The 21,507-nt window shown below is 56.9% G+C and carries 23 protein-coding genes; 8 read left to right on the top strand and 15 right to left on the bottom strand.

Translation table 11 applies throughout. The features are described 5' to 3' along the window. The first annotated feature begins 152 nt into the window (after positions 1 to 152). Positions 153 to 983 (top strand): three-Cys-motif partner protein TcmP, encoded by an 831-nt coding sequence (tcmP, locus tag DQ230_RS15620; RefSeq protein ID WP_203228101.1) that lies wholly within the window; start codon positions 153 to 155, stop codon positions 981 to 983. 81 nt (positions 984 to 1,064) lie between these two features. On the opposite strand, the gene DQ230_RS15615 is transcribed toward tcmP, so the two are convergent. The 13 genes from DQ230_RS15615 to DQ230_RS15560 form a co-directional block, all read right to left on the bottom strand. Next, positions 1,065 to 1,499, bottom strand: a complete 435-nt coding sequence (locus DQ230_RS15615) for a DUF488 domain-containing protein (RefSeq protein WP_113913525.1) — start codon at positions 1,497 to 1,499, stop codon at positions 1,065 to 1,067. Positions 1,500 to 1,517: 18 nt separating this feature from the next. Beyond that, entirely contained in the window at positions 1,518 to 2,105 is a 588-nt protein-coding gene (locus DQ230_RS15610; RefSeq protein ID WP_162497474.1) for a DUF488 domain-containing protein, read from the bottom strand. A 12-nt stretch (positions 2,106 to 2,117) separates the two neighbouring features. Continuing rightward, positions 2,118 to 2,837, bottom strand: coding sequence for a dual OB domain-containing protein (locus tag DQ230_RS17170; RefSeq protein WP_162497473.1), 720 nt, complete (start codon positions 2,835 to 2,837; stop codon positions 2,118 to 2,120). A 163-nt stretch (positions 2,838 to 3,000) separates the two neighbouring features. Further along, entirely contained in the window at positions 3,001 to 3,453 is a 453-nt protein-coding gene (locus DQ230_RS17165; protein WP_162497472.1) for a hypothetical protein, read from the bottom strand. A 214-nt stretch (positions 3,454 to 3,667) separates the two neighbouring features. Then, complete coding sequence (locus tag DQ230_RS15605; RefSeq protein ID WP_203228100.1) at positions 3,668 to 5,512, bottom strand: ATP-binding protein; 1,845 nt, start codon at positions 5,510 to 5,512, stop codon at positions 3,668 to 3,670. 195 nt (positions 5,513 to 5,707) lie between these two features. Next, positions 5,708 to 7,042, bottom strand: coding sequence for an MvaI/BcnI family restriction endonuclease (locus tag DQ230_RS15600; protein WP_113913523.1), 1,335 nt, complete (start codon positions 7,040 to 7,042; stop codon positions 5,708 to 5,710). Then, positions 7,023 to 7,457, bottom strand: coding sequence for a very short patch repair endonuclease (locus DQ230_RS15595; protein ID WP_338050525.1), 435 nt, complete (start codon positions 7,455 to 7,457; stop codon positions 7,023 to 7,025). The genes DQ230_RS15600 and DQ230_RS15595 overlap by 20 nt, the downstream gene beginning before the upstream one ends. Positions 7,458 to 7,488: 31 nt before the next feature. Further along, on the bottom strand, positions 7,489 to 8,709 hold the full coding sequence (gene dcm / locus DQ230_RS15590) for a DNA (cytosine-5-)-methyltransferase (RefSeq protein WP_113913521.1): 1,221 nt from the start codon (positions 8,707 to 8,709) through the stop codon (positions 7,489 to 7,491). A gap of 366 nt (positions 8,710 to 9,075) precedes the next feature. After that, positions 9,076 to 9,744, bottom strand: a complete 669-nt coding sequence (locus DQ230_RS15580) for a ParA family protein (RefSeq protein ID WP_102856476.1) — start codon at positions 9,742 to 9,744, stop codon at positions 9,076 to 9,078. Positions 9,745 to 9,894: 150 nt separating this feature from the next. Then, on the bottom strand, positions 9,895 to 10,890 hold the full coding sequence (locus tag DQ230_RS15575) for a replication initiator protein A (protein ID WP_238987563.1): 996 nt from the start codon (positions 10,888 to 10,890) through the stop codon (positions 9,895 to 9,897). A 478-nt stretch (positions 10,891 to 11,368) separates the two neighbouring features. Continuing rightward, positions 11,369 to 11,767, bottom strand: coding sequence for a hypothetical protein (locus DQ230_RS15570; protein ID WP_238987562.1), 399 nt, complete (start codon positions 11,765 to 11,767; stop codon positions 11,369 to 11,371). 18 nt (positions 11,768 to 11,785) lie between these two features. Further along, on the bottom strand, positions 11,786 to 13,447 hold the full coding sequence (locus DQ230_RS15565; RefSeq protein WP_238987561.1) for a type IV secretory system conjugative DNA transfer family protein: 1,662 nt from the start codon (positions 13,445 to 13,447) through the stop codon (positions 11,786 to 11,788). A gap of 11 nt (positions 13,448 to 13,458) precedes the next feature. After that, the gene (locus DQ230_RS15560) at positions 13,459 to 13,758 is read right to left on the bottom strand and encodes a mobilization protein (RefSeq protein ID WP_113913528.1); all 300 of its coding nucleotides are present in this window, start codon (positions 13,756 to 13,758) and stop codon (positions 13,459 to 13,461) included. Between the two features lie 643 nt (positions 13,759 to 14,401). Between DQ230_RS15560 and mobQ the strand changes: the two genes are divergently transcribed. Then, entirely contained in the window at positions 14,402 to 15,691 is a 1,290-nt protein-coding gene (gene mobQ, locus DQ230_RS15550; protein ID WP_113913517.1) for a MobQ family relaxase, read from the top strand. Here mobQ and DQ230_RS15545 read toward each other — a convergent pair. Beyond that, on the bottom strand, positions 15,681 to 16,019 hold the full coding sequence (locus tag DQ230_RS15545) for a hypothetical protein (protein ID WP_065334475.1): 339 nt from the start codon (positions 16,017 to 16,019) through the stop codon (positions 15,681 to 15,683). The genes mobQ and DQ230_RS15545 overlap by 11 nt on opposite strands. A 489-nt stretch (positions 16,020 to 16,508) precedes the next feature. Here DQ230_RS15545 and DQ230_RS15540 point away from each other — a divergent pair, with 489 nt between their 5' ends. Then, complete coding sequence (locus tag DQ230_RS15540) at positions 16,509 to 17,393, top strand: ArdC family protein (RefSeq protein WP_113913516.1); 885 nt, start codon at positions 16,509 to 16,511, stop codon at positions 17,391 to 17,393. 182 nt (positions 17,394 to 17,575) lie between these two features. Here DQ230_RS15540 and DQ230_RS15535 read toward each other — a convergent pair whose 3' ends face one another. After that, the gene (locus DQ230_RS15535; RefSeq protein WP_113913515.1) at positions 17,576 to 18,034 is read right to left on the bottom strand and encodes a hypothetical protein; all 459 of its coding nucleotides are present in this window, start codon (positions 18,032 to 18,034) and stop codon (positions 17,576 to 17,578) included. Between the two features lie 220 nt (positions 18,035 to 18,254). Between DQ230_RS15535 and DQ230_RS15530 the strand changes: the two genes are divergently transcribed. Genes DQ230_RS15530 through DQ230_RS15510 form a run of 5 tightly spaced genes read left to right on the top strand, consistent with a single transcriptional unit; the run spans position 18,255 to position 21,406 of the window. Then, positions 18,255 to 18,677, top strand: a complete 423-nt coding sequence (locus tag DQ230_RS15530) for a uracil-DNA glycosylase family protein (protein ID WP_113913514.1) — start codon at positions 18,255 to 18,257, stop codon at positions 18,675 to 18,677. A gap of 55 nt (positions 18,678 to 18,732) precedes the next feature. Next, positions 18,733 to 19,137, top strand: coding sequence for an IS66-like element accessory protein TnpA (gene tnpA, locus DQ230_RS15525; protein ID WP_113913513.1), 405 nt, complete (start codon positions 18,733 to 18,735; stop codon positions 19,135 to 19,137). Further along, the gene (gene tnpB / locus DQ230_RS15520; protein ID WP_108693770.1) at positions 19,134 to 19,484 is read left to right on the top strand and encodes an IS66 family insertion sequence element accessory protein TnpB; all 351 of its coding nucleotides are present in this window, start codon (positions 19,134 to 19,136) and stop codon (positions 19,482 to 19,484) included. The genes tnpA and tnpB overlap by 4 nt, the downstream gene beginning before the upstream one ends. Before the next feature lie 60 nt (positions 19,485 to 19,544). Next, a complete protein-coding gene (gene tnpC, locus DQ230_RS15515) occupies positions 19,545 to 21,179 on the top strand; it encodes an IS66 family transposase (RefSeq protein WP_113913512.1) in 1,635 nt (544 codons plus the stop codon). Positions 21,180 to 21,181: 2 nt separating this feature from the next. Beyond that, positions 21,182 to 21,406, top strand: a complete 225-nt coding sequence (locus tag DQ230_RS15510; protein ID WP_113913527.1) for a hypothetical protein — start codon at positions 21,182 to 21,184, stop codon at positions 21,404 to 21,406. Positions 21,407 to 21,507 lie beyond the last annotated feature (101 nt).

The raw sequence follows: 21,507 nt of genomic DNA, 5'->3' as shown, positions 1-21,507 counted from the left end.
ACCGAAACTATCCGAACCGAAACATGATCGCAGGCAGATGATCAGCCGTGCCCGAGCTGTCCGGGAATTACTGAAACGGCTGTCCGGGAATTAGCGTAATCGCTGTCCGGTATTTTTGAAATCCGCAGCCACGCCATCCTTCGGTATTGGCGGTGTCCAGTCGTGGTTTTGATAAGCAGCTACCGCCACCAAATCAGACAAACTCCAAATCGAAATTGATCGCCGAGTATATCGAACGGTTCCAGCTCGTGACCAAGGGCGGGTTATTTATCGACGGCTTTGCCGCTCCCCAAAGCCGTAACCATCCTGAAGCATGGACAGCGCGGCGCGTGCTGGAACTGGAGCCCAAGCGACTGCGGCGGTTTTGGTTATGTGAACTCGACCCTAGTGGCGCTGAGCAGCTCCGCACCTTGAAGAAGGATCACAATCGACAGCCACGATTCAGACATGTGTCTGTTATGGAGGGTGATTTTAATCAAACGGTTGATGATATTCTCGCTTCGAGACGGATCAAACCGACAGCTGCTACGTTCGCGTTTCTTGATCAGCGTAATATGGAATGCCACTGGGAGACCGTCCAGAAGCTTGCACAGTTCAAGCGAAAAAAGATCGAGATCATGTATTTTCTTGGGACGAGTTGGTCCATGCGTTCCTTGAAGAGCGCCTCACGGCCCGAGAAATTTCAGGAGATCGAAAAATGGTGGGGACGTTCAGACTGGCGAGGCCTCATTGAAGTGCAGCAAAGTAGTCTGCCCTTGGTGTTTGCTGACCGATTCACGAAAGAATTAGGCTATGGCTATGTGAACATTTATCCAATTCTGTTGAAGGAAAACGGCACGAAAGTCGCCTTTCACCTTATTCATGCGAGCGATCACCCACAGGCTCCAGTGCTCATGACAAGGGCGTATCGAAAAGTATGCGGGGAGATAGCCAATTCGCCTGCTGATAACCAAATGGACTTGCTGACTTGGAAGCAGCCTTAGTCGCATAATTCAAGACTAGTATTTTATTCCGAGGGCCATCAAGTAAGCGGGTTGACCACGTTACACTACACTTACTTATGACTAGAGATGCACTATCTCAACGTCCGTTCTGGCTTGCGCGAGGTAGTTGGCCGCGAGCCGACGGTGACAATGTTCGGGAGTCGCTTCGCTGCACAAAAGGCAGCCTTCGTGCATTTGATCCATGTCAAAATGCTGTTCAACCCTTCTGGAAGAAAGAAGCTCCAAGTAGCGGCGCTCATATTCTCCCCAGCCAATTTCATTTTTTCTGAATGCTGACAATATATCTGCAGTCGGAGCCAGAAGCGCGTCCACAGAATAGTTGATCCCGCCAATCTGCGAAAGAAAGAAATCTAGATCCTTTTGCTTAGCAAACCCCGAAAGCTGGGAGGTTCGATTTAAGCGAGTGTCGTATACGTGTTTAACGCCCGCCGTGTTCAGTCGGCCAAAAAAATCTTTAGCAGTGCTCTTCGTGAACCCAATCGTAAATATTTTCATAGGTTTTCCGTTCTCCCATCAGCGTTCACGATAAGCGATCCCGGCTGCTTGCTTACTATATGCCTCAACAACTGCCTTGTCCCAATCCCCGGGTCGCTGAAGTAAAGGAGGTGGGGTCAGTCCATGAAATTGAACAAGACGCTGCTCAAACTGAGCTTGATTCTCTACTCTTCCGTCCGTGTGGATATGTGAGATGTCCTCACGCAGGTCCGGCAAATTGTAGCATACAAGGACTGCGCGATGGCACTCTATGGGGTCTTTTTCTGAACAGACCAAGGCTAGATTCAATTTTTGCGCACCTAATCGGAGGCGATCCAAACCATCATTGAAAAAGTCGGTTTGTGCAATCCGATCATACGTAGCCTGTCCAGAAGCATAACAGCTTCGGTCCTTTGGGCGGGCGCCAAGCTGGTCGCCAAAAAATGCGTATTTGATGTTAGCTGCATTTAGGTGTTTTCGAAGTGGTCCACGGGAGAAATCTGGCTTGTAGTGAGAATATGGTGTTGATCTCACGTCGCAGACGACGTCCACGCCGTTCTGTGAGAGCAATTTCACAAATCCTTCGACTTCTTGCCCAGAATATCCAATTGTAAAAATCTGCCCCACGAAAATGAACCCTTAGTTTGGTAGAATGATGCCGTTGAGCTGCAGGTAGCACCGTTTGGGATCAAACCCTTGATCTCCACCATCCCATGACCGAGCCAGACCTAACCTCAAGATAACATCTTGCCAACCTGCACTTGTCAGTCTGGCAGAAAGCGACTGTGTTCCTGCGTCTGCGTCCCCTTTGTTCTTCGTCTGAAGCTCAGTTACAGGCAAATTATGCCATGTTTTCCATCTGTCCTGATAAGAAACCTGTGTTTTCCCATAGAACGTGGTGGCCCTTAGTTTTTGAGCGCGGATTGAGATGCTTCCTAGTGACCGACATTCGCTATCCGCCAAGGCATATTTCCCCTCTACTAAGTTGCCACCAAAAATATCTTCTAGGGACTGATCGGACGTTTCAGCACATGCAGCATACAGCTCGGCAGCTGAGGCCTCTCCTTGTTTACCTACTCTCGCCACACGGAAATCTTCGCTGGCATGAGGGTAGCTCGAATTTCCAGCCTTAGCAGCAGCCAAAGAAATGACATTTCCAACAACAAGGTACCCACCTCCGACCCATTTTTCCTCGGGCCAGTTGTGGCCGCTCGGCTGAAGGGGGCGAACCATTACACCAGAATGGATGTCGAGTCCGGCAACGCAGACCTGACCCCCGGTCATACGGGTCACTTCCGTGACCAAAACTTGTTTGTTTTCTGTGGGAGGGAATTTTTGTTGTAGTTTTTCGAGAGACATAATTTACCCTTAAAAATCAGCTGATTAAACGAATATTCTGAACGAGTTTTCCGGGCTTGGTCACTACGAATGAAATCGCTAGAGCAAGGCGCGGTTAGTTCGAGCAGGCAGTGTATAGTATGGGGCCTAAGTGCTTTGACAACGCTCAGATCCCATATCGCTACTATTGAGGTAATAAGTTACGCGCGCTCATGCGGATGCGTGAAACGCGTTTTCTTATCGCGGAAGTTTCAGCGTTCATTTTGCCTGCAAGCTCGCCATAGGTTGCACCAGCAGCCACGTTCTTCATCAAATTGTAGTCGGCATCACCCATCGCGGCGCACAAGAAAACAAGTTCCGAACATGTTTCATAGTTGGCAGTTGGGTCTAGGGTGTCTGACTGCCACGTAAGTGGCTGAAGACGAAGCAGACGTGCGCGATGACGGTTCTTGCGAGCGCCAGATTGAATGCGACGCTCGGTATCCGAACGATCAATGTGTTCTCCAGATTCAATATCTGCCAACGTATTACTGAGAGCGGCTTCTAGCCCCCAGTGACGGTCATTAATTGTTGTGGAATTTTTTAGCTCATCTTGAGCGCGGGCATACTCTGCCCAATAGACCTGTTGGTCCTTCATGGTTAGTACCTCATTGTTTGTGCGATCCGTGTGGTATCGCAAGGTTTGAAAAACTGACGTTCGAAGGGGGTTTCGCAATTACAGACGCTGTGCTGTATTTGCGACGTTCACCATCGTTGGTTCAGTCTTGTGAGTTGAACTATATCAGAAAAACAGAGTCTACTCAACTATAAGGAGACGGCGGCGATCTATTGTGACCGCCACCGTCGTTTTTTTACGCAGTAAGTTGGATTCGAAGAGTTTCGGACCACTCTCGCTGAAGCGTTTCTAACGTTCGTTGTGCATCCTCATTTTCCAATGAAAGTGCTGATTGTGTACGAGCAAGGGAAAGTAGTAGCAGCTCAAGCGCCACCAGCGGCCCAGTCTGTTCACGCACATGCTTAGCACCATTGTTCTCGTCAGCTTCGAGGCCCTCGCTGCCATCCAACTTTCGGATAGGGTCATAGAGTTCTGAGAAAAACGGGTGAGCTGTATTGATGGAGAGGATCACGCGTCCAAACCGATGCTCAGCGCGATAAAATGGCCAGTATTCATCATGGACATATTGAATGAGGTACCTAGATGACTTTACCCGTTGAAATGCGTCCTCATCAGTCTCGTTCGCGCGTTTCAGTGAGATTGCCAGCGTTCTAAGATTGTCCTCTAGTTGCTGTTCTTCTTCTGCGCTCAGTGAAAAAGATCGGCTTTGATGCGGATCGGCCGCTGTAGCCTTGTTCTCGCTGGCGGAAGGCTTTGAAGCCTCTGCGTTTGTGCGCTGTGCGCTCTGAAAACGCCTAATCTCACTAATGACAGTACTGATGTCATCACCAATTCCTCTCTTGATGGCATCCTTGACGTAACCCTTTGGGCGAACACCTTGCTTATTCGCAGCGACACCAAATGCCTCATCCAGCTCACCTGGAAAATCGATCTGGACTCGAAACCAATGTGTAATTGAATGACGAGTTGTGAGTTCCGGCATCCGATCCGCAAACAGTTCTCTGCCATTCCTGAGAATTGAGACTGTCTGACCGTTAAAAACATGCAGGTCGTTTCGCAGGGTCTTCGTAGGCAGATGATACCATTCCTCGATGGGTAGCTTGAAGAGGCTGATTTTTATCTGTGCCGTCTCGCTGTCTTTGTTGTCGTGGATCGGCACATCAATCAGCTTGGCGGTAACAAGTTTGCTGCCTTTGGCGTCCGTATCTTCTAGGAACTGCCGATGTCGGGCGTTGGCCATCGAGTACGTCGGATCAAATGCTGTAACACGCCTGTTGTTGATAAAGAGCCGAAGTCCGTCTCCGATTGCCCGACGATAGACACGCGCCATCTCTTTTGTTGCGTGATCCACAAGCGTATTTGCCTTCGCGTAGCTCAGACGATCACAGCTTGGCATGAAGACAATGGTGCCCGAACGCCCTAGAGCTTCGTCTAGATCACCTTTCAGATCGGCCAGTAACTCTTGTTGGTTTCGATCTTTTGGAACGGACATCGGCTTCTGGATCATGTCTGCAACATCATCTGGTAGTTCATCGAGCAGCTCGGGATCGGGCAAGAGCACAGCGTTGGAGCGTTCCCGGCCAATTGCTTCCACATCAAGTGCGATGTTGTAAAAAGCTCGAGGCTCTTGCCACGAGTAGAACTCAACCAATGGGCTCATACTCAGTGCGGCTGTCTTCATACCCATGCCAAAACGCCCGATGCCCGAACGATTATTAAAATTCATGGACCCACCGAAGGCCATAGCCACCTTCAATACGTTTGGTGCCATGCCACGTCCGTCATCTAGGACGGCAACATCCGTCCTGTACGAGCCTGGCTTTCCAGTTTGGCGAAAGTATATCCGCACCTCGGTCGCGTTTGCTTGGATCGAATTATCGACGTGCTCACAAAGTGCTGAGGTTGTGTCATTGTATCCTTGGTCACGAAGGGATGAAACTAGAGTTTGGGCGAAAAAGAGTGGGACGTTTGCACCATCCTTCAGGACTCGGTTCATCACGGTTCTACCGCCCTTTGGCGCATCCGCTGCCCAAGTCAGATCATTCTCGTCGGCATTCGAGGTGTCAGTTTCGTTCAACATAATATTCTCCATAGGTTTTCGTGAGCGCTGTGCTGCACGAGAGGTCGAGACATCACTGCCTCAATGATTAGGAGATGAATGCTCAAGAGTGTGACGCCGAACGGCTTCATTTATTACCAAGCAAGCTGAATTTTTGACCACGCCCTGTTCAGGGCTTTGCGATACTGGTCTATTCCAAGCACATCCCAGTCAAACTTAATTGCCGAGAAGATTGGTGATCGATGTCTCTGAGTAGAGGCAAGAAAGAAGGTTATGCCTGATCCGAAACTGACTGCGCCGCTTAGTTACTGGCTTACCAGTATCGGCATTCTCCATTTTGATACCAGGGTCATAATACACGGCCCCTCTCGCAAACGCACCCAGCAAGAGAAGCACATCAGTCCCTTGGTTCATTTCGACAACCGGCCCATAACTATACTCTGGGGGAGGAGCACGCATCAGAGACGGCACATAAGCCGCCTTGGCGTGTTTGCGGTTCCAATGTGCCATGATTCCCTTGAACCCCCACGAAGCAGCAATCGTGTCGTCACGAGCAACGAGTACAATCGCTCCATCCACATCCGTGATCTTGCCGGATGCAGGATCAAAGCCGGTCATACGTAATGCTAAATTCGTTTCCGCATGGAAATCTCTGTCATTTGCATAGACGCCACCGAAGTTGATCCGGCCTGCCTTCCCGGCTTTGTCAGCATAGCCAAACCGACGCAGGAAAACTTCCACACCCTTATCTCGGTAGACCCCACCTGTCGGCTCGGGTGTCATCAGCGTAACCGGGCTCTTGGCCGTAAATTTTGTAAAATCACGTACCCCGTACTGTTTGACCTCCCATCCCATGAAATCTGGTTCAGCGTAGCCGTTGGGCGAGATGCCCAGCTCCGCTTCCAGCGTGTAGCCGCCGCCATTACGGGCGCTGTAGGGCTCAGGCACCCCTGCCCTGCCCATCTTCTGCGACGGTATCCAGCCTTTGCCGTGAATGCGGCGCAGGGCCGCCAGCAGGGCCTGCTTCGGATCGGTGCCGCCCTGCCGCACGGTTTCCAGATCGACGAACACGCCCGACAGAGGCAGCGCGTCCGCAACTGCGTCAAACGCCACCGCAACGGGATCATTGTGTGCCACCACATGGCCGATCACACGGCCGTCGGGACTGATGCCGAAGAACAGCACCCTGCCCTCGTCTCTGGACCGCATCAGATTCTTTGGTGCGCGCTCAGCGCCCCGCAGAAAGCCGGACATTCTGACCTCCGGGTATTTCGGGTAAAGGATTAGCTGCGCGTTCGGTGCCTGCGCCAGCCCCTGCACATCTAGCCAGAAGAAGTTCACCTTTGCCTTGGCGCGGTCCCGCACCGATCCGGCTAGGATGCTGCCGTCGTCTTCGATCTCGCCGTGGGGGATGACGTTCAGCGCACCGAAACCGCCGCCAAGGTAGACTTGGTTCTTCGAGTTGTCATTCGGGGCGAGGCGCTTTGCGTAGAATCTGATAGCGCCATGAGAGGCCATCTGGTCGAGCAGTCTATTGAGTGGGTTCGTCAATCCATTGGCCTTCAATGCTTAATTCTTTCGCATCAGAGGACAGCCATGCGGAGAGGGAGTCAATCACATGGGCCAGTGGCAGACGGCCCCTGCCCTTCAGCGCACATTCCCAGACCACGGCCACGCGCCATCCGTCCACTCCAAGCTGGCGGCGCACATCCGCGTCCCGCGTCTGGTTGCGGCCGATCTTGTCCCGCCAGAAGTCTTCGCGGGTTTTTGGCCACCGGAACAGCGGACAATCATGGCCATGCCAGAAGCACCCGTGGACGAAGATCGCAGCATTGTACTTTGGCAGGATCAGATCGGGTTGCCCGGGCAGCTCTTTCACGTGGAGTCTGTACCGGAAGCCCCGCACATGCAGGGCCTTGCGGATGGTCATCTCCGGACGTGTGTCCCCCCCCCGGATCGCCGCCATGTTGCGGCTGCGGGTTGCCCGGTCGTGAACGTCAGCCAACGCGTTTCAGGGGCTGAGCCTTGATCAGTTCGGTAATATGCGGCCGCATCACCCGCGCCACTTCGGCGAAAACCGGCACGGCCACAGAGTTACCAAACTGCTTGTAGGCCTGCGTATCGGAGACAGGGATCCGGAAGCTGTCGTTATACCCCATCAGGCGGGCGCATTCCCGTGGTGTCAGGCGGCGCGGGTTGTTGCCCGCGCCCCGGCTCACGAGGATCTCCGAGCCGTCCTTGTAGTACCGCGCCGACAACGTCCGCGATATGCTGTCGCCATCCACAAGCCCGAAGCCGAAGCCGTTGCCCTTGGCCTTATGCTTGGCCGCGTAGCCTTGCAGGTAATTCCAGAGTTTGTCCGACAGCGTGTATTTGCTGCTGACCTCTGCATCCGGCCCCACGGTGAAATGTCCCTCCGGCGCTTCGGTCCCATTCTCTGGGTGCAGGATATCGCGCATCCCCCTGCCCTTCCGGCCGGGCAGAATGACATCATCAAAATCGAAGCCGGTTTTCTCCCGGAACCCAACCATGACGATCCGCTCCCGGTGCTGCGGCACGAAGTTGGCCGCATCGATGATCCGGGTGTGCAGCGTGTAGCCCAGTTCCTCGGTCAGCTTGCGCTTAATCACATCGAAGGTCCGGCCCTTGTCATGGCTTTTGAGGTTCTTCACGTTCTCCAGCAGGAAGGCGGCAGGCCGGTGATGCATCAGGACGCGCAGCACGTCGAAGAACAGCGTGCCTTGCGTTTCGTCATCGAAACCATGCAGACGGCCGAGTGCGTTCTTCTTAGACACACCCGCAATGGAGAACGGCTGGCAGGGAAACCCGGCAACGAGCACATCGTGGTCCGGAATGTCAGCGGCTTCGATCTCGCGGATGTCGCCTTCGATGGGCCGGTTATCAGGGAAGTTGGCATGGTAGGTCGATTGTGCGAAACGGTCCCATTCCGAAGTAAATACACAACGACCACCGGCACTCTCCATCGCTTTGCGGAGACCACCAATTCCAGCAAAGAGATCGATGAAGCTGAAGTCCGTGTTGCCTTGGACGGGTTTTCGAGTGTCCACTTGCATCTTGAGCAGTGTCATAACGCCGTCACGCGGGGCTTCTTCACCGCGCTTCCAGCGATAGACATGTCCTTCGGAATAACCCAGGACTTTGGCAGCCTCTGGTACGCTCCAGCCACTCTGCTGCATAAGCATTTCGAATTCGGTCATCTTGCTCAGTGCCCCTGACATAAGTTAGCTGGGTATTTTTCTGACACTGTGATGTGAAGGCTCCCTAAACACAAGAACATTGTGAAAACTTGGGCAAGTCTACGCTATCGAGTAGCCTCGTAATGCTCCCAAATCTGTTCAACCAACTGACCTTGTGTGATGCCAAGGCGCTCAGCTTCTGCGGCTATCGCCTCTCCTACCTTAGGGAATACCTTCGGGTGCAATTGATAAGTCCTTGGACTTGGCTTCCGCCCTGGCTTCTTTCGCGGGGTGCGATCTACGAAGCCCCGAGCCTCACCCACTTCATCAACCTTACGAACTTCTGCTGGCCCTGTATCCTTGGGCCGTGCCGTTAACCCTGCTAATCTATTTGAGCCGCTCATAAACTGCCTCCGTAAATGCTGTGGCGTTCAACAAAGCCTTGTCCACCTTGCCGCCGGTCACAATTTCAGGGTTGTTCAACATCGATGTAAGATCACCGCCATAGGCAAAAAGTTCCGAGAACGCCGCACGAGCTACTAGAGACGGTTCGATCATGTCGATCCCTGCCCCGCGCAATTGGTTTTCGAGTTCTTTTTGTACCCGGCTCTTAACCGCCGCGCTTGTCTTGGTCAGAACTACTGCGTGCCTGATGGTTCGGCTCAGAGCTTCTTCCTCTTCGCGAACAAGCGCTAAGGCCTCCGATCCGATCTCAGCATCCAACGCTGTCGGCTGCATAGGTACGATTACCAAGTCAGCCTGCGAAATCGCGCGGCTGACCAATTGTGAAGCTACACCTTCAAGGTCGACGATCACAATTTTGCCGTCCCCGTCCGCATTCTTGATTGTAGTCACGATCTCAGACCGGCCCACATCACTGTGAAGTGTGACGCCCTTGGGCAATCCGTGGGATGCCCAACGTGTAAGGGACTTGTTCGGGTCACAATCCAAGGCAGTCACATCAGCACCCATTCGAGCGAACTCTGATGCCAGGAGAACGGCACAAGTAGACTTTCCAACTCCGCCCTTGGGGCTCGCCATTACGATGACCGGCATTTAACTGACCTGCATTATTTCTCTTACCGGTAACGTATCCGCAACCGGTTTTAAATTCAACACCAGTTATTTTTCATGTACCCGTATTATTTCTGTTACCGGTATTAAATACATTACCGGTTTTATTTCCATTACCGGTATTAAATCCAATTATGGGCGGCCTCTTTTCTCAAACCAGCTTTCACAAAATTTGATGTAGTGCTTAGTCGGGTGTTTTGGCTCTATCTCTTCTCTGCCACACCAACGACGCCACTCATGCTCCAGATGCCGAGTATCCCAGCCAGGAGCAGCTTCCCGCGCAGCATCATACGCATCTGGTTCAAGCCGTCCCTCAAACACGTCTTCTTGTGGGGTAGGGACCGAGCCACGGGAATAGAATACGGCCTGAGTACCCTCAAGACGAAGGCTGTAGTCTGGGATATGGTCGTGAGCGACATCCTCCGCAACGATCTTAGAAATAAGGCGTTTGAACTCTTTGTCCGTTGAGTAAGAGCCGCATTTGTCTTTGAGCTTAGTCAGGCCGATTGCCCAACGCTGCTTATATCCACAGTGCTTACGCGCAATCTCATAAAGACGGCGTTCCAACGGCTTTCGAAGCCGGAAATAGTTCCGGCTGAGCGTAAGAACCTCACGAGCGTTGATGGCATTGAACACCCAGTCCGACAGCTTGACTTCAATTTCCTGCATTCGGCCATCTCGGGTTTCCCGAACGATACGGTAGCGGTCGATCAGGCCGAAGCCGTCTAGCACTTCCGTGTCTGCCGTAGTGATGTTTGTGGCAATGCGAGTCCCGGAAAGTCGTTCAAATGCAGCTCTAAGCTGCTCATAGCCGCGCCCGTCAGTGCCTCTATTCGTTGAGGTAAGTAGGTCAAACGCCTTGAAACGTATCGTTTGATTGACCTCTCGACCATCATTCAAAGCCGCAATCACTTGAGAAATGCAGAAGATCAGGATGTCACGGTCATAGACGGTTGCTAGTCCCTTTACCGAAGGAACAACTTCGACAAACACGTCACCATTCTCATATCGACGAATGTTCTTGTCAGGTTTTGTCGAAATCGAAAACACGGGATGCTCCATTGAAGCCATATCGCCCTTAGGCGCAGCATCAAAGATATCGCAGACGAAGAAATCGCCTTGCTGCATTCGGTCCGGAAGAAGAGGGGACCGTACTTTCGTGTTATTACCCACCATAAGCCCAAAATTCGTGTTATTGCACACCGAGTCAAGTTCTTTCGTGCTAACACACACCGGCAAGCAGAAACGTGCTACTACACACCGTATTTCGTGTTATTGCACACCCTTTAACGTGTTACCACACACCGAAGCTTAAGCTATCGTATTGTTTGCAAAGCTAAAATATGACCACAAAAAGTACGTAACACATATATTAACTCATATTTAACACAAGACGGCTGATCCCGATCCATCGCCGAAGTCGCAACAACTTCAACCGATCCGAGAATCATCCCTTTCACTCAACATAAAACACACAAGCATCGACGCCCGTGGTTGTCGTGGTCCAGGAAGCCCCAAGGACAGCGCATGTGGATGCGTTGCTGGCTAAGAAACGAGAAAGCGTCACCGTCAGCACCAAGGCCACAACCAATGCACCCAGACCAAACTAGGGCAGGCGGCTTTTGAGGCGATCCGCTTTCTGTTCTCGTTCGAACACCGCTCGATAGGCTGTGGACCTGTCATCTTCCGATTTGGCCAAGGCCCCGATGGTCTTGTCTGTCTGGACGCCAAGGCGTCTGACAATCTCTGTCATTGCGTCTGCGGTTGCGCCAAGGTGGCTGTCGAGGGTCTGGCCCAGAAGATCCCCGTATTTTTTCGGATTGGTCTGGTCCCGTGCGGCGAAGGCCGCGATCCGCGCTTCCGTCGCGACCTTGATCTGCTTGTCCGCCACGGCGGTCAGATCGTCGATCCTGTCGGACATGCTGGCGACAGCCGTTGCCATGAGATCGAGCGTTTCGCGCAAATCATCGTCGGAGAGGGCAGGGAGGTCGGGTTGGTCTGGCATCGGGAGGCGTCCTTCGGATTACTGGTCCTGCGGGACAAACAGCCCCTTGAACTCGGGATCGGCGTAATAGCGCAGCTTTTGCGCGACGGCGGTGGCTTGCCCCTGCACGCGGAGAAGCTGGTTCTCCGGGCGGAGCTGCATGATTTCATCGGGGGTGAGCAGATCGCGGCCCGTGAGGTTGTTGCTGAAGCTGGGGCCGTCCCCCGGCTTGAAGCTGTCGGTCTGGAACCCGGCAGTTTCCTGGCCGATCATCTGGCTCAGCCACTTGGCTGTCTCAAAATCATTCACTCCGAAGACCTGCTGCACCCCGGCATTGGCAATGAAGGTGCCCGCGCGTTCGCCGTAGAGGTCCTTGAGCTGGCTCATGTCCTGCAGGATTGGCCAGAGCTGTAGCCCGTAGCCCGCCATCAGCCCCATGGCGCGCTCCACGGCCTCCAGACGGCCCAGGGCGGCAAACTCGTCCAAGAGAAACAGCGTGGGCGTCTTGAGGCGCTGTGTGTCCCCCAGAGCGCCAGCAGGGCCACTCAGGGGCCTCACGGACGCCTCAGCGTCCCGTGCGATGTCCTGAAGGGCCTGAGACACCAGAAGGCGCAGCCAGCGGCTGTAAGCGTCCATCCGGTTCGGTGGCAGCACCAGAAACACCGAAGCGATCCGGTGGCGCAGATCGGAGAAGTGGAAATCCGACCGCGACAGGACTTTGGCGATACGCGGGCTGTCGAGGAAATGGGTGTGGCGCTGTGCGTTGGATAGCACCGAGGCGGCTTCCCGATCCGCCTTACCAAGGAAGCGGTTGGCGGCGCGGGCAATCAGCCCGCCCGCCGCATCGCTGTCCTGCATCAGTTCCAGCAGCGCGCGCAGCTTTTCCGGTGGCAGGGTGAGATATTCCCGGACGGTGGCGAGGGTCCGGCGGTCGCGGTCCTCATGGCAGACGCAGAACATGATCAGCCCGCCGAGGATGGCCTTGGCCTCCTCGTTCCAGTGCGCCTCCGTCACCTGTCCCGGCGGGTCCATCACAAGTGCCTCTGTCAGGGAGGCCGCATCCTCGCCCAGATCAAGGCTGTCCGGTGTCAGCCGGTCGAGTGGGTTGTAGGCAGCAGACGGCATCCCGGAGACCTCAAATGGATCGAGGACATGGACCGTTCCGAACCGCCGCCGGGCTTCCCCGGCGATCCGGGCATTTTCGCCCTTGGGGTCGATGACCAGAACCGAGCGCTCCGCCGCCAGCAGGTTGGGGATCACGGTGCCGACGCCTTTCCCTGCCCGCGTCGGGGCGAGGGTGATCAGATGGGCGGGACCGTCATAGCGTAGCAGCCGTCCGGTGTGCGGGTTGCGCCCGATCAGAAGGCCGTCTTCCCGCTGGAGCTTCTTCAGCTCCTTGCGGTTGGCGAAGCGGGCTGAGCCGTGGCTGTCACCCGTCAGTCCGAAGAAGGCGTCCGCGCCGGAGGCCATGCGCCAGTACTGGAACCCGAAGATGCCACCGACAAAAATGAACGGGCCGAAGACCAGCCACTGCCATGCGCTTTCGCCGGGTGGCTGGTCGAAGAAGGCGAAGACGAAGGGCGTGGCGACGAGCGCCCCGATCATCGTGCCGAACAGGACAGCGCCGATCATCCAGCCCAACAGGATGGGCATGAAGATCAATCGACCGAAGAACCGGAATAGCCCTCCGAAGACAAGCATCACGCCCCGCATCAGGACGGCGTTTCCGGATCAGAGCTGGACGGGGCAGGCGAGGGCGACCCGGTGGGCATCCCCCAGTCGGCGAACGCCTTGCGATCCTGTTCGCGGGGCAGGTTGCGGATCAGCCGGTCGAGCATCGCGGCAGCCCCGGAATCCCGCTCTGCCAGATCGAGGAGCGCACCACCCAGGATCACCTTGCGCCGCGTGTCGAGTTTGCGCTGTCTGGTACTTTCCCTGTTCTTCAGCGCTTGGAGCCGGGCCTTGGCTTGGGCATATCGTTTCTCGGCGCGCTCAAGTTCTGTTTCTGCCAAATCTCTACCCTCGCCACCAAACATTCTTGTGGTTGAAGTTGTTCTTGCCAGATCAACCGATAGCGCTTACCCGTAGGCCTGTAAAGGACAAGGGCGCACTTATGCAAACTCTTCACCTATGGTTCCGAGCTTTGCGTGCGATCTCTCTGGGGCAAAGCCCCGGCCGATGGCCATCCCCTTCGCTGCGTGCCGCCGCGACATGGAAGGGCGCGCAGCCCCTTCCAAACCATCCTAGCCCAACCTCAGCGGTTGGATCGCGTCCCGCAAGGTCGCGCCAGCATCTCGCCCGATGCCCCACGGAGGGGGCCGGTCTGCCGCTGGCGTCTCCCTTGGGGGAGGTTCGTGTGGTCGGACCTGACGGTGCCGACACGAACCGGGTTTGCCCTCGGCAAACCGCCAGTGATCTGCCCCCATATTCCGCCCCCCATGAGGCTGGGGATCTGGGGGCAGATCACTGGCAAGCCCGCGCGTCGGAGAGCCGTTGGCTCGCCTCAAGCGGGCTGTCCTTTCCCCTCGGACCGCGCCGGTTCCGGGCGCACTTTTGCGGAGAAAAGACGGCTGATCCGATTGCCAATGTCAGGGCACCGGCACGGATCAGCTCCGGCGCGTGGGCGCGTTTGCATCACAGGCGAGGGGAGGGCGCATGGCCAGCTACCACCTCTCCGTGAAGACGATCAAACGCAGCGCCGGGCGCTCCGCCACGGCGGCAGCGGCCTACCGTGTCGGGGAGCGCATCGAGTGCCAGCGGGAAGGTCGCATCCACGATTACACCCGCAAGCAGGGTATCGAGGAGACCTTCATCCTTGCACCAAAGGACGCCCCGGACTGGGCCTCGGACCGGTCCCGCCTCTGGAACGAAGCCGAGGCCAGCGAGACCCGCCGCAACTCTGTCACCGCCCGCGAGTGGGAGCTGGCCCTGCCCTCCGAGATCAGCGCCGAGGCCCGGTCGCAGATCACCCGCGACTTCGCCCAGGAGCTGGTCAGCCGCTACGGCGTGGCCGTCGATGTGGCGATCCATGCGCCCCACCGCGAAGGCGATCAGCGCAACCACCATGCCCATGTTCTGACCTCCACCCGCAAGCTGGAAGCCGGGGGCTTCACCACCAAAACCCGTGTGCTCGATTCCGCGAAGACCGGCGGCGTCGAGATCGAGCAAATGCGTGGCCTCTGGGCCGAGTTGCAGAACCGCGCGCTGGAGCGTGTCGGGGAAGTCGAGCGCGTCGATCACCGGTCGCTTGAGAAGCAACGCGAGACGGCGCTGGATCGTGGCGACAAGCTGACGGCCGAGGAGCTGGACCGCGACCCCGAGCTGAAGCTGGGGCCAGCGGCCAATTCCATGGAGCGGCGCGCGAAAGCTGTGGCTGAGCGCCAGGGCCGGGAATACGTCCCGGTCACCGAGCGCGGGGCCGTGGTCCATGCCGCCCGCCAGGCGCGCGCCGCCTTCCGCGAAATGCGTGAGCGGCTGGATATCGCGCGAGAAACCTACGGCATCGAGCGCGAGGCGGGGCAGGGTCGCGTTTCTGCCGGTCTGGCGGCGCTCAGGGCTGCAACTGCAAAAGATCGCGACCGCGACCGAAACCCGGATGACTTCCGGGATCGGCTCGCGCGCGTCGTGGGCCGGTCGCGGGATCAGGACGACATGCCAAAACCGGAAGGCCGCAATTATGCGCGGGAGCGGCTGAAAGAGATCATGGAGAAAGACGCCGGGCGCGATGGCCAGGCGGCGGTTCACAAGCTGGACGGTCACAGCGAGTATGACATGGGCGAGGACAAAGGGCGCGAGGCACGCAAGCCGTCCGTGAACGAGCGACTTAAGGACGTGCTGAACAAGCCGCGTGAGAAGCTGGAAATTGAGGACGAGCGCGACCAGGAGAAGGATCAGGAGGTCGAGAAGGATAGGGACATCGACCGTGATCCAGGTCTCAGTCACTGACGAGGCGATGAGAGGTCGTTTCCCCATTCTTCATGGGAATGCTCGCCTGAGAGAACCCGACACCAACAAGGAATGAAATCACGCCGGTTGCCGTCTTGAATTCGCGCACCCTGATCGCATTCTGCGTCACGCGCGTTCTGGCAGTGACAAGGATTTTCTCCTGCCCATCACTCCCAACCGTCCGCATGATCCACAGGCCGTACCAGCTTGGTCCCTTGCGTTCAGGATCCGCTTTGCACAGCACTTCGACCGTGTGTCCCTCCTCAGCAAGTGCCCGAAGGCCTTGTTCGGTGGTGACGTTTAGTTCGAGGTCAATCGTCTGGTTCATCGCGCATACCAACAGAAACAATGATGGTCGTCTTGTGCCTGAATCTAACGAAGGCATCAATCGTATATTATCGAGTTAGATATGGCTCGATAGAGTTCAGTGATCCCGGCAGTGCGCCGGTATCGCTTTGAGCGATAGACAGGGCAGGGGATCGACGGGCTGACGCCCGCTCACCCCAACCCTGACAGTTTCCAAATCCTGTTGATCCGCCTGCCATCCCGACAGGTCCGAGAAAACCGGCAAGCGCCGCCGTTGGCGTCGGTTCCGGTCGAGAATTCCGGTTCCTCCCACGCGCAGGCGCGCGGTTCCCTCCCAAATTCACGCCCTCCACCCAGTTGTCACGGCCCCGCCAGGCCGCAGGACGGGCTTTGCCCTTACCTGCTCTGCCCTTCGGAATGCATGGGCATTCCAAAGATCAGAACAGGAAGGCCCGCCCATTGGCGGAAAGGGGAGCAGGCCCGGACCGCGTCACTCGAAGGAGGGTCACAAATGACCGCAGAGAAGTTTGACGTTTATTTCCATGTCACCAATCAGATCATCGCGCAGATCGAGGCCGGAACGCCGCCCTGGCGCAAGCCGTGGACCGGTGGCGGGGCATCGGTCAGCTTGCCGGAACGGTTCAACGGCGAAGCCTATCGGGGCATCAACATCCTGATGCTTTGGGCGACAGCGATGTCGAAAGACTACAGCTCAGCCCGCTGGATGACGTTCAATCAGGCCAAGCAGCTTGGGGGCCATGTCCGCAAGGGCGAGAAATCTGCCACGGTCGTGAAATACGGCACCGTCGAGCGCGAGGACGAGAACGGCGAGGAGCGCCAGATCCCCTATGCCAAGGCCTACCGCGTCTTCAATGCCGACCAGATCGAGGGCTTGCCCGCAGAATTCTATATCCTGCCTGATCCGCCCCGTGATCTTGGCACCGAGGCCGACCCCGCGTTGGAGGCGTTCTTTGCCGCGACCGGCGCGCAGATCGACAGCACTGAGGAGCCGCGCGCCTATTACAACATCAAGACCGACCGCATCCACATGCCGCCGATCGCAACTTTTCACAGGGCCGCAGGATATTACGGCACCTTGGCGCATGAGCTGACCCACTGGACAGGCGCAACAAAGCGGCTGGACCGCTTGGGCCGGTTCAACGACCGCAAGGCTTACGCGTTCGAGGAGCTGGTCGCTGAAATCGGGAACTGCATGCTTTGCGCGCAGATCGGGTTGGAGCCTGAATTCGACCAGAGCGCGGCCTATGTTGAAGGATGGCTTGAGGCGATTAAGGAAGACAGCCGCGCGATATTCCGCGCTGCGTCGGAGGCGCAGAAAGCCGTGGACTACATCATGGACCGCACCGCGCGGGCCGACCGGATGGCCGCTGAGTAACAGCTCGCACCGCTGAAATGATCAAGGCCCCCGTCAGCAGGCGGGGGCCTTTTTGTGTTTTGACGTGATCGTGGGTGTAGGCGGTTTTAGGGTGACCTGTCGGCGGGCAACCTGAAAGGCCACCCGCCGACAGGCCCGGCGCTTCGCGCGGACGGGCATGGAATGCCCGCAGGGCGATCTAGTTAAGCCCGAATCTGGATTTCAATCTGATCTGGTTGAACCCCCAGAGTCTTGGCCAACATAGACTTCGCCTTCTGTATGGTCAGAGGGCCGTCCAATCCTTCCGCGCTAAAGGTTTCCTCTTCGGTTTCTGAAATTGGGTCCGAAACCAGTTCGATTTCGTCCGCCTCACCAGCGGCAACCTGTCCGAGACTAACGCGGCTATACGACCACTCAAAGCGGGAAGAACTGCCTCTTCGCCCTACGATAAACTCACCGCAGCCCGCTTCTTCGAGGGCTTTCGCCAATGATACGGCTGCACTTCGGGAAATCCCTAGTCTGGCAGATATTCTTTCGATGCTTGTTGCTGTCGCATCTCGCCGGAGCGATGCGACCCAATCAAACAGTTTCTTGGCGTTGTCATCTCGTTCGTAAAGCGCTTTCACGGCGTCCGCGATTGCTGGTTGGAAATTGTCATTCATATAAAGTCCTTTCAATATAAAGCAGGTCTTATTGCATGATAAGAACAATATATTGATTATTAGGGTCCTTGTCAAGCATATAAGGGCTTTTAAATGGCTTTAAGTCATTTTTATGGAGTTATTAGGTATGATGCTTCTCTATTCGAACCTTGCGATCCAAAACTCCGGTACCAGTAGAATGTGATTCTACTGATAGGGTTTCCGCCTGGGAGGGACGCACGTGAGCCTGCGCGACGACATGCAGCAAGCCTTGGCTGACTGGGCGGCCACCGTCCCGGAAAACTGGCGGGAGGCGATCATTGCCCCCAATCTGGAAGCAGATAAGCTCGTTGGGGCACAGGGCGAAGAAGGCGCTTTTGCGCCCTACCCACCCCTGCATGATGCTGAAGGCGCGAGACATCTGTTTCTCCCGTTCACGGGACTGCTGCCGACCGATGTTCGAGTCGTCCTTATTGGCCAGGACCCGTATACCGAACCTGATAGGGCGACCGGGCGTAGCTTTGAGGACGGTGTCGCGGGACGGATATCGGAAACTACTCGGCCTGCTCTCCGGCGTCTGGTGCAGTCGGCGGTGGCCCTTGGGCTCTTAGGTGGCCCGGAGCCTTGGCGGAATCTTCGTGCGATGTTAGGTGACCCGCGGTAAGCCTCCGGCGGCGGCCGTCTGATTTCGGGATCGATCCGATGGTAAGTCCGACCTTATGTCCGACTTTATCAACCGCCCTCAAATCGAAGTTCTTTCCGCCGCTGATGGTGAACGCCGCCGGTATTGGTCGGATGATGACAAAGTGCGCATTGTGGAGGAAAGCTTCATCGGCCACCGCCAGGCGGCAGCCACAGCGCGGAGACATGGCATTTGCCGGGCGCTGCTGACAACCTGGAGGCGGCAGTATCGAAACGGTGAGCTTGGATCCTCTCGCCCAGTATCGTTCGCGCCGGTGACCGCGACGAAAGCGCCCGCGCGGCAGACCAATTCAGTCGATCCCTGTCCGCCTCCGGGCTGTCAGGTTGAGATAGCCCTGCCGAACGGGCGCCGGGTCACCGTGCCGGTGGGCGTGGAGCCCGAAGCGCTTGCGCGGATCCTGGCGGTGGTGGACGAGCAATGATCGCGTTTCCGGCAGGCGTGAAGGTTTGGATTGCGGGCGGCACCACCGATATGCGGCGGGGCATGAACACGCTGGCGCTGCAGGTGCAGGAGGGTCTCGGTCGCGATCCCCATGCGGGTGAGATCTTCTGCTTCCGGGGCCGTAAGGGCGATCTGGTCAAGATCCTGTGGCATGATGGCGTGGGCATGTCGCTTTATCTGAAACGCTTGGAAGCGGGCAAGTTCATCTGGCCGGTGAGCCGGTCCGGTGATGCGGTGCAGATCTCGGCGGCGCAGTTGGGCTATCTTCTGGAAGGCATTGACTGGCGCAACCCACGCTGGACGCAACGCCCTGCAAAGGCTGGATAAATTGCTCTTACAGGCCTGTTTTTGTTGGTTCTTCATGAGCTTGAGTGATAGACATCCGCCATGTCTGACGCCGCCTCCGAACTCGCCAAATTACGCGCTGCCCTGGCCGCCGCCGAGGCCCGTGCAGATGTGGCCGAAAGCGAGCTGGCACAGACCCGTGCGGTTGTGTCCTGCTCGGAAGCGATGATCCAGGAGCTCAAGCTCGAGATCGCCAAACTGCGCCGTGACAAATACGGTATCTCGTCAGAACGACGCGCCCGGCTGATCGATCAGTTGGAATTGCAGCTTGAAGAACTGGAAGCGGCGGCCACCGAAGATGCCCTGGCCGCAGAACAAGCAACCGACAAAGCCACCACCACGGTGCGTGCCTTCACGCGCCGTCCACCTGTGCGCAAGCCGTTCCCCGAGCACCTGCCGCGCGAGCGGGTTGTTGTCGAGGCACCTGCCGCCTGCACCTGCTGTGGCTCGGATAGGATCGTGAAGATGGGCGAGGATGTCACCGAGACGCTGGAGGTGATCCCGCGGCAGTGGAAGGTGATCCAGACCGTGCGCGAGAAGTTCACCTGCCGGTCCTGCGAAAAGATCAGTCAGCCGCCGGCGCCGTTCCATGCGATCCCGCGTGGATGGGCCGGGCCCAGCCTGATCGCCATGATCGTCTTCGAGAAATATGGTCAGCACCAGCCTTTGAACCGGCAGGCCGAACGCTTCGCACGTGAAGGCCTCGAGTTGAGCCTGTCGACCTTGGCTGACCTGATCGGGCATGCCGCTGTCGCGTTGCAGCCAGTCCATGCCTTGATCGAGACCCATGTGCGCGCCGGTCACCGCCTGCATGGCGATGACACGACCGTGCCACTTCTGGCGCGGGGTGGCGCGAAGAAAGCCCGGTTCTGGACCTATGTCCGTGACGATCGCCCCTGGAACGGGGGAGCGCCACCGGCTGCGTTCTTCCGCTTCTCCCGTGATCGCGCGGCCACCAATCCCAATCAGCACCTGGCCGGATGGCAAGGTGTGCTGCAAGCGGACGCCTATGGCGGATACAACGACCTCTATCGCGCCGACCGATATGCGGGGCCGGTGACCAGTGCGCTGTGCTGGGCGCATGCGCGCCGGAAGTTCTTCGAGTTGGCGGATATTGCCAGGAACGTGCGAAAGGGCAAACCCGCCCATCAGATCTCGCCGGTCGCCCTGGAAGCGGTGAAACGGATCGACGCCATCTTCGACATCGAACGTGACATCCATGGGCTGGATGCCGCTGCCCGCCTTGCCGCCCGCCAGGTCCTGTCACGTCCCTTGGTGAATAATCTTCATGACTGGCTGCAGGAAGAGCGCGCGAAACTGTCCCGACACAACAAGGTGGCCAAGGCGATCAACTACATGTTCGAGAAAGATGGCCGTTGGAAAGCCTTCACGGCATTCCTTGATGACGGGCGCATCTGCCTGACGAACAATGCGGCCGAACGCGCCCTGCGCGGGATAGCCTTGGGCAGAAAGTCGTGGCTCTTCGCGGGTTCCGAGCGCGGCGGTGAGCGGGCCGCCGCCATGTATACCCTCATCGTCACGGCCAAAATGAACGACATCGACCCACAGGCCTGGCTTGCCGATGTCCTCGCCCGGCTGCCCGAGATGCCCGTCTCGCGCATCCATGAACTTCTACCATGGAACTGGAAAACCCGACCCCTCGCTGAGGCGGCATGACCATGCAGTTGAACAAGATCCATTCCGTCAAGACCATCGACCGCGTTGCAGCCGAACTGGGCGAAACCGTCGATCGGATCTTTGATCTCGCCATCGATATGGAGCCCGAAGATGGCGTGATCTGGGTCTACGGCCCCGGCAACGACAGCGTCATCGCATTCACTCCGTTCGGGATCGAAAACCTGTGCGAGCTCATCGAAAGTAAGGCTTCGGCGGGGGCCGTCTGACTTCGGCTACGATCCGATGATAAGTCCGGCCTTATGTCCGATTTCATTTACCGCCCTCAAATCGAAGTTCTCTCTACGGCCGATGGCATTCGCCGTCGGCA

It is taken from the genome of Roseovarius dicentrarchi (genome assembly GCF_003316635.1).
In the GTDB taxonomy this organism is placed as follows: Bacteria; Pseudomonadota; Alphaproteobacteria; order Rhodobacterales; family Rhodobacteraceae; genus Roseovarius; species Roseovarius dicentrarchi.
Note: the sequence above shows the minus strand (reverse complement) of the source record. Positions and strands in the feature narration are given on the sequence as shown.

What these genes read in the sequence shown, in the direction of transcription:
- DQ230_RS15615 (WP_113913525.1), bottom strand. Translation starts at nt 1,499, where the DNA reads ATGAAAATATTTACGATTGGGTTCACGAAGAGCACTGCTAAAGATTTT.
- DQ230_RS17170 (WP_162497473.1), bottom strand. Translation starts at nt 2,837, where the DNA reads ATGTCTCTCGAAAAACTACAACAAAAATTCCCTCCCACAGAAAACAAA.
- DQ230_RS17165 (WP_162497472.1), bottom strand. Translation starts at nt 3,453, where the DNA reads ATGAAGGACCAACAGGTCTATTGGGCAGAGTATGCCCGCGCTCAAGAT.
- DQ230_RS15605 (WP_203228100.1), bottom strand. Translation starts at nt 5,512, where the DNA reads ATGTTGAACGAAACTGACACCTCGAATGCCGACGAGAATGATCTGACT.
- DQ230_RS15595 (WP_338050525.1), bottom strand. Translation starts at nt 7,457, where the DNA reads ATGGCGGCGATCCGGGGGGGGGACACACGTCCGGAGATGACCATCCGC.
- dcm (WP_113913521.1), bottom strand. Translation starts at nt 8,709, where the DNA reads ATGACCGAATTCGAAATGCTTATGCAGCAGAGTGGCTGGAGCGTACCA.
- DQ230_RS15580 (WP_102856476.1), bottom strand. Translation starts at nt 9,744, where the DNA reads ATGCCGGTCATCGTAATGGCGAGCCCCAAGGGCGGAGTTGGAAAGTCT.
- DQ230_RS15575 (WP_238987563.1), bottom strand. Translation starts at nt 10,890, where the DNA reads ATGCAGCAAGGCGATTTCTTCGTCTGCGATATCTTTGATGCTGCGCCT.
- DQ230_RS15570 (WP_238987562.1), bottom strand. Translation starts at nt 11,767, where the DNA reads ATGCCAGACCAACCCGACCTCCCTGCCCTCTCCGACGATGATTTGCGC.
- DQ230_RS15565 (WP_238987561.1), bottom strand. Translation starts at nt 13,447, where the DNA reads ATGCTTGTCTTCGGAGGGCTATTCCGGTTCTTCGGTCGATTGATCTTC.
- mobQ (WP_113913517.1), top strand. Translation starts at nt 14,402, where the DNA reads ATGGCCAGCTACCACCTCTCCGTGAAGACGATCAAACGCAGCGCCGGG.
- DQ230_RS15545 (WP_065334475.1), bottom strand. Translation starts at nt 16,019, where the DNA reads ATGAACCAGACGATTGACCTCGAACTAAACGTCACCACCGAACAAGGC.
- DQ230_RS15540 (WP_113913516.1), top strand. Translation starts at nt 16,509, where the DNA reads ATGACCGCAGAGAAGTTTGACGTTTATTTCCATGTCACCAATCAGATC.
- DQ230_RS15535 (WP_113913515.1), bottom strand. Translation starts at nt 18,034, where the DNA reads ATGAATGACAATTTCCAACCAGCAATCGCGGACGCCGTGAAAGCGCTT.
- tnpA (WP_113913513.1), top strand. Translation starts at nt 18,733, where the DNA reads ATGTCCGACTTTATCAACCGCCCTCAAATCGAAGTTCTTTCCGCCGCT.
- tnpB (WP_108693770.1), top strand. Translation starts at nt 19,134, where the DNA reads ATGATCGCGTTTCCGGCAGGCGTGAAGGTTTGGATTGCGGGCGGCACC.
- tnpC (WP_113913512.1), top strand. Translation starts at nt 19,545, where the DNA reads ATGTCTGACGCCGCCTCCGAACTCGCCAAATTACGCGCTGCCCTGGCC.
- DQ230_RS15510 (WP_113913527.1), top strand. Translation starts at nt 21,182, where the DNA reads ATGCAGTTGAACAAGATCCATTCCGTCAAGACCATCGACCGCGTTGCA.